This window comes from Oceanobacillus saliphilus, from assembly GCF_023522835.1.
Classification (GTDB): domain Bacteria; phylum Bacillota; class Bacilli; order Bacillales; family Amphibacillaceae; genus Oceanobacillus; species Oceanobacillus saliphilus.
The window spans coordinates 123,494-129,705 of the sequence record NZ_JALCZU010000011.1 but is presented as its reverse complement, the minus strand read 5'-3'; the positions used below and the strand labels follow the sequence as shown (position 1 = coordinate 129,705).

Annotated in this window: 5 protein-coding genes; all 5 read right to left on the bottom strand. The window is 39.7% G+C overall.

The window, feature by feature from the left end:
- Positions 1 to 103: 103 nt before the first annotated feature.
- The 5 genes from MN204_RS17115 to walK all read right to left on the bottom strand — a co-directional run bounded on the left by MN204_RS17115 (position 104) and on the right by walK (position 6,210).
- Positions 104 to 1,300 carry a S1C family serine protease gene (locus MN204_RS17115; protein WP_249872306.1) on the bottom strand — a complete coding sequence of 399 codons (1,197 nt, stop codon included), beginning with the start codon at positions 1,298 to 1,300 and terminating at the stop codon, positions 104 to 106.
- A 65-nt stretch (positions 1,301 to 1,365) separates the two neighbouring features.
- Complete coding sequence (locus tag MN204_RS17110) at positions 1,366 to 2,151, bottom strand: MBL fold metallo-hydrolase (protein WP_249872305.1); 786 nt, start codon at positions 2,149 to 2,151, stop codon at positions 1,366 to 1,368.
- Complete coding sequence (locus tag MN204_RS17105) at positions 2,148 to 3,065, bottom strand: two-component system regulatory protein YycI (protein ID WP_249872304.1); 918 nt, start codon at positions 3,063 to 3,065, stop codon at positions 2,148 to 2,150. The genes MN204_RS17110 and MN204_RS17105 overlap by 4 nt, the downstream gene beginning before the upstream one ends.
- 2 nt (positions 3,066 to 3,067) lie before the next feature.
- Complete coding sequence (locus tag MN204_RS17100) at positions 3,068 to 4,378, bottom strand: YycH family regulatory protein (RefSeq protein WP_249872303.1); 1,311 nt, start codon at positions 4,376 to 4,378, stop codon at positions 3,068 to 3,070.
- Complete coding sequence (walK, locus tag MN204_RS17095) at positions 4,375 to 6,210, bottom strand: cell wall metabolism sensor histidine kinase WalK (RefSeq protein ID WP_249872302.1); 1,836 nt, start codon at positions 6,208 to 6,210, stop codon at positions 4,375 to 4,377. Before walK ends, MN204_RS17100 begins: the two co-directional genes overlap by 4 nt.
- Positions 6,211 to 6,212: the final 2 nt, after the last annotated feature.

Here is a 6,212-nt window from a genome sequence, read left to right as displayed (position 1 = left end):
AATAGATGATGAAAATAATTCAAATAAAAATGGTTCCGATCATCCAAAAACCGATGAACGGAACCATTTTTATTCATTTTGGCTAGTTATGTCCCAGCCACTTTTATTGCGTTCCAAGTATGATGGTTGTAACATTTCTTTCTCCATCCCTATAAAATATGACTTCTACCTCGTCACCGATCTCCTTCTCTTGATAAAGGATTTTCCGCAGATCAATCATATTCATGACTTGCTTTCCGTCCAGTTGTGTAATAACATCCAATCGCTGCATTCCAGCCCTGTCTGCAGGAGATAGAGGTTCAATATTCCACACATAAACGCCTCCTTCAACTTCAGCAGGAAGGTTCAATGTATTTCTCCACTCCATATGTGGAATTTCATCTAGGGAATAGATTTCAACGCCTATATATGGACGTATAACCTCACCAGTCGTCTCGAGTTCTTCAATGATTGGGACAGCGGTGTCGATTGGGATGGCAAATCCAATACCTTCTACAGCTTCCTGATTAATTTTCATGGAGTTGATTCCGATCAATTGCCCGTAGATATTAATCAATGCACCACCACTATTACCTGGGTTAATGGCTGCATCAGTCTGTATAACCTCAGCTTGCCAGTCTGCGCGTCCATCCTGATTGAAGTCCTGTGGAATGGTTCGCTCCGTCCCACTAATGACTCCCTGGGTTACTGTACTTGAAAGATAAAGTCCAAGGGGATTCCCTATTGCAATGGCAGGTTCACCTACTTTTATATTCGCAGAAGACCCAACTTGAATTGTCTTTTCAACTTGGGAACCATCCATTCGCAATACGGCCAAATCCGAGAAGAGGTCACTCCCGATAATTTCCGCTTCCAAATGGGTATCATTCGCTAAAACAACTTCTACCAAATCGGCACCTTCAATTACGTGATGGTTCGTCACCACATAGGCAGAGCCATTTTCATTTTTATAAATTACACCAGATCCTGTGCCCGCTTCTACGCCTTCCTGCTGTTGCCTGAAATCGTTACGCCGCTGAATATTGGTAATACCGACAACTGTCGGAGTCACTTCTTCGACAATTTCTGTTATCTGGGTTGATACATCAACCTGCAGCACTTGGTTAATCGACCCATCATTTCTAGTACTTGGTTCTTCTGCATTTTCTACTGGAGATACGGTATCCCTGTCCATGTTGAATAATCCTGGTATAACAATAAGTACCAATAATCCACCAATAAAGACACCCGTTAGAAGGGGAATTAACCATCTTCCACTCAGTTTACGAGTGTTCCTGTAATTCTGATTATAATATCCCATATTTAAGGTCTCCTTGCTATATGATATATATTAGTATTACCTTAAACGGAAAAATATTAAACAATTTAAACGACCTCATACAAAGCCGTCGGGTTCTTGGGATCGGTATCATACAAATCTATCTCAATGCCTCTTTCCCGCAGAACATTTTGGACAGACATGCGGGCAAGGTCTTTCATGTTGTTATCCAAGCTCAAATGGGCAAGATAAATCCGTTTTGTCCGGTTACTTATAATATCCGTAAGTGCAAGTCCACAATCTTCATTGGAAACATGGCCTGAGTCCCCAAGTATTCTTCTTTTTACACTCCAAGGATAACGCCCCATTCGAAGCATACCTACATCATGATTCGCTTCGAATATATAGGCATCCGCATCTTCAACCGTTTTTTTAATCCGCTCTGAAACATAACCAAGGTCTGTTACGAGAGCTACTTTCTTTCCATCATGGCGAAAAGTGTAGAACATTGGCTCTGCAGCATCATGGGATACTCCAAAAGATTCAATATCCATGTCTTTAAATGTTTTTACCTCTTCCATCCCAAAAACAAACTTCTGGTCCAGAGTAAGCTTTCCTAAAGACTTCTCCATCGCTTTCCACGTCTTTTCATTTGCATAGATTGGTAGGTTATATTTTCTCGCAATGATGCCTAACCCCTTAATGTGGTCACTGTGTTCATGTGTCACCAAAATTCCTGTTAAGGATGAAGGATCGACATGGACTTTGCTGAATAACAAATCCATTTGTTTTCCACTAAGTCCCGCATCGACCAAGAATTTCTGTTCATTTGATTCGATATAAAAAGCATTTCCTGTGCTTCCTGATGCCAGTACACTAAAACGTAATGTCATTCTGGTTCACTCCGATTTTCTGTTTCAAACTTCTGGTTTATTACTGCTGTAAAAGGTTCTTTTAGCTCATTGTCTTCTGGCAAAATCTCAATCTTATCCATATATTTATCGATGGTCGTCTGTAAAAATTCCATGTCTTCCCCTGGATAGGTGAGATTTTCAATTGCATTAATAAAGTAATTCTCTTCCTCATCGATCGTAATCCTCCATGTAGGGGCAAAAACCTGCGATTCTATCCGTGATAGATATCCAAGTTCCACATCAGTCACATCCTCATCGGGCGCAAGGGAACCACGATCATAAAGTGATCCAATCGCATTTATCTGCGGAAGAAGTGTTTCAGCATTCCCCTGCTGCTCCGCTTCTCCGAGCATTGTCTGGGTATAATGGGTAATTTCATCATTGTCATTGATATAAAAGAGCAGTAATGCATTCTGATTAAAATAAATGGTTCTGTTGTTATCTATCTCTTGAAAAAATATAAGAATATTCGTCTCTTCATTCCAAGCCCAATACGTATATTCGGAAGGATACAGCATGTACGGGGCAAGAAGGGCTGTTATACTATTGACATCTGCGTTTTCTGGCAAGGGCAACGGTTTTTCAAATTGAGTGAGTATAAAATTATCTTCGACCAGTGTTGCTGCAATGTCTTCCATGCTGTTTAACTGATCAATTTCCTCACTGGTAAACGTTATTTCAGATACATTGATATAGTTTGCTTCGGTTACATCCTCGTTCAAATCTGGAAGTGAAATATTTTCAGACTCAAAAAGCTCTTCATAACTTTGATCTTCACTATCGAGTACACCTATATCCGAATCTCTTTGCCTATCCACAAATTGAACAAGCAAATATATATTCAAAATGAGGAAACTGAGAATAAAAAGTGTTTTGATATGTCCCCATTGCATCCTCAATCTCCTCCTTTTTGACTTGTTAATTCATTAAATACAGGTAATCTCCAGTTTCCGTTAATTTTCACATACCAATTTGGTTCCAAATCGATAGAGTTCGTCTCAGCATTCACCCTTAATCGATAACCAATTTTAATATCCTGAATATCTTCTCTGTTGTAATCAGCAACATTTAGTAAATTCGCAATAAAATTCTCAGCCGTTGCTATTTCCACTTCACTTTGATGGAGATAATCCTCCAATTGAAAAAGCGAACGGCGATATTCTTCCAATTGTTGACTGTTCCACTTCTGTTCGATAATGGATAAATCAGGGTCTGCACTATTAAATACCGGATAACCATTAAAATGCATACGATATTTTACACGGCTTTGGTAGACATTAAGCTCTGCCAATTTATAATCAGCAGTCCACCCCGCGTGGTCATTAATATTTTTAATACTTCTATCCAGAAGACTCGCTGCATTTAGCGGTGGATCCGTGCTCTCCGTAAACGGATTGACATATTCCATTGCAAATCGATCCGCACTGACACGCATCTGACGACTGTCCGTAAAAAAGGTCAAACCAATTTGCGGTGTTGTCGATTCCATGACCACTCCTGGATTGGGAAATAATACATCTCTCATAGTAGATGGTGAAATTCTTGTATATCGCATGGTTTCCTTATTTAATTGGATATCACCTGATGGAACATAAATATCCTTCTCACCATTATTGAATACGGTATATTCCCGGAACATATCTGATTCCAAATTTGTCATGAATGACCAGAGTTGTTGGTAACTACTCGAGTTATTTACAGTAGCGACTGCTTTTCTGTCACTATCATTCGAGAAAAATTCTATTTCCAGTGATGATGTATCAGGCTGAAACGTAATATAGAATCGCTCAAATGTCCAACCAGGCATCATTATATCGTCCTCAATGGACAGGAAACTACTGAATAAATCCATCGGTAGAGGATCCGGAAAAATAACTTCGACTTCTTGATGATTGGCAGTCCTTTCGTTACCAAGCTCTGTTGTAACATCTGTGAGGACCCAGGCTTGCATGTCCTCATAGAGCTGCTCCAACCGTTCTGGTTCGGAAAACCCATAATAATTCCCATGGGACTTAAAAATGATTTCGCTCGGTTGGATTAAACTTCTCTTTGTCTCTTCGTCTGTGCCACCCAAATTGACTTCAGCGTACGATTCACCACTGAGAGTGCCTACTTCAGCCCTGTAATTCCACACCCCAAATGTAAGAATTAAACTGGTGCCAATCAGGATGATTAATATAAATGATTTTGCTGTTTCCAATTTCATCGGATATCCCTCCGCTTCTTACTCATCAGCGGTAGTGTAAAGAGGATCGTTGTCCCTTTACCTTCTTTACTTTTTGCCCAAATTTTTCCGTGATGTGCTTCCACTAATTCTTTCGTGATGGCAAGTCCTAAACCTGTTCCGCCAAGTTTCCTTGTCCTTGCTTTATCTGCCCTATAAAATCTTTCAAAGATTTTTTCGAGTTTATCGTAAGCAATTCCCATTCCCTGATCTTCAATACTTACGAGCAAGTAATGTCTTTTGATATCCAGCTTCATGCGGATTTCTCCGCCTTCCGGAGAATATTTTATTGCGTTGCTAATAATATTATCCAAAACCTGTGTCATCTTATCTTTATCCATCCATACCAACGATTGTCCTTTTGGTATTTCTCTTTTTAATATTATCTTTTCGGGTGTATTCATTTCAAATCTATCAATCACTTGATGGAAGTAACTTACAAAATCTGTACGCTCTTTATGCAATGGCAATTCATCCGAGTCCATCTTAGAGAGCTGAAGTAAATCGTTAACCATACGAATCATTCTATCTGTTTCATTTTGAGCAACATGAAGAAATCTTGGAGCAATCTCTTTGTCTTCCCAGGCTCCATCTGTCAATGCTTCAATATAGCTTTTCATTGTTGTCAGCGGTGTGCGCAGTTCATGTGAAACATTCGAAACGAAATCACGACGTTCCTGTTCCACTTTTTCCTGTTCGGTAACATCGCTGATAACAGTTATAAACCCTGTTATTTCGTCCTCATCATCGGAAACCGTGGAAAAGTTAGCCCTTATAAGAAATGGGGCATCGTCATCACTGAAATCAATAATCATGGAGCCACTATCCTGCAGCTCCGTCAAATCGATTACTTTACCTTCCAATTGGAGGACATCGAGTAAATAATCGCCGATAATTTCTTCCGGATTCTCTCCGATCAATCTTCCTGCAGCATCATTCATTAATGTGATCGAACCATAATTATCGGTTGCGATTACTCCATCGGACATATTGGATAACACAGAGCTGAGTTTTCTCCGCTCCTCCTCAATAGTGGCATAGGAATGCTTGAGCCGGCTGTTCAAATCATTAAAGGTTTCTGCCAATTGCCCAATCTCATCTTTTCCATATACATTGACTTTTTGGGTGAAATCTCCGTTTGCCATAATCAGGGCCTGTTCTCTCATCTCCATGATCGGCTTTGTAATCGTTCGTGCTACAAGAATACCAAGAATTGCTGAAATGCTGATTGCGAGGATGGACCCTTGCAAAAATATAGTATTAATATCTTCGACCTGACCATAAACTTCATCCAGTGAGGATTGGAAGTAAATAACACCTACCGTAATCCCTTCCGAGTCGATTAATGGTTCTACATGCACATATACACGGCTATCGGATTCGGTATCCCAATACTCCTCTTTTTGGGGCGAATCAAAAAATAACGCTTGTTGAACTAACGGTCGCGTTATCCTTTTTCCAAGTTCTTCCTGTTGATTGAGTTTATTCGTTCCAATTATTTGGCTTTGATTATTAATGACATTTACGGTCGTAGCAATATTATCCGTGTTGATATCCTGTACGATTTGCTGAATTTCTTCCACTAAAGTTGGTCCCTCATCCTCTTCACTGCGCTCTCTATCAAAAGCCTGCTCCAGGTTATAGCTCAGCAGCTCCACACGTTCACTGATTGAAGCCTTAAAGCTATCAAGAAGGTCATCCTCCAACCTTTGGGTAAAGAAAGATCCAATAACCTGAACAGCAAGAAGCAATAATAGAATATAAATGATGATAAATTTTAATTGAATGGAACGAAAAAAACCAACTTTATTCATAA

What these genes read in the sequence shown, in the direction of transcription:
- MN204_RS17115 (WP_249872306.1), bottom strand. Translation starts at nt 1,300, where the DNA reads ATGGGATATTATAATCAGAATTACAGGAACACTCGTAAACTGAGTGGA.
- MN204_RS17110 (WP_249872305.1), bottom strand. Translation starts at nt 2,151, where the DNA reads ATGACATTACGTTTTAGTGTACTGGCATCAGGAAGCACAGGAAATGCT.
- MN204_RS17105 (WP_249872304.1), bottom strand. Translation starts at nt 3,065, where the DNA reads ATGCAATGGGGACATATCAAAACACTTTTTATTCTCAGTTTCCTCATT.
- MN204_RS17100 (WP_249872303.1), bottom strand. Translation starts at nt 4,378, where the DNA reads ATGAAATTGGAAACAGCAAAATCATTTATATTAATCATCCTGATTGGC.
- walK (WP_249872302.1), bottom strand. Translation starts at nt 6,210, where the DNA reads ATGAATAAAGTTGGTTTTTTTCGTTCCATTCAATTAAAATTTATCATC.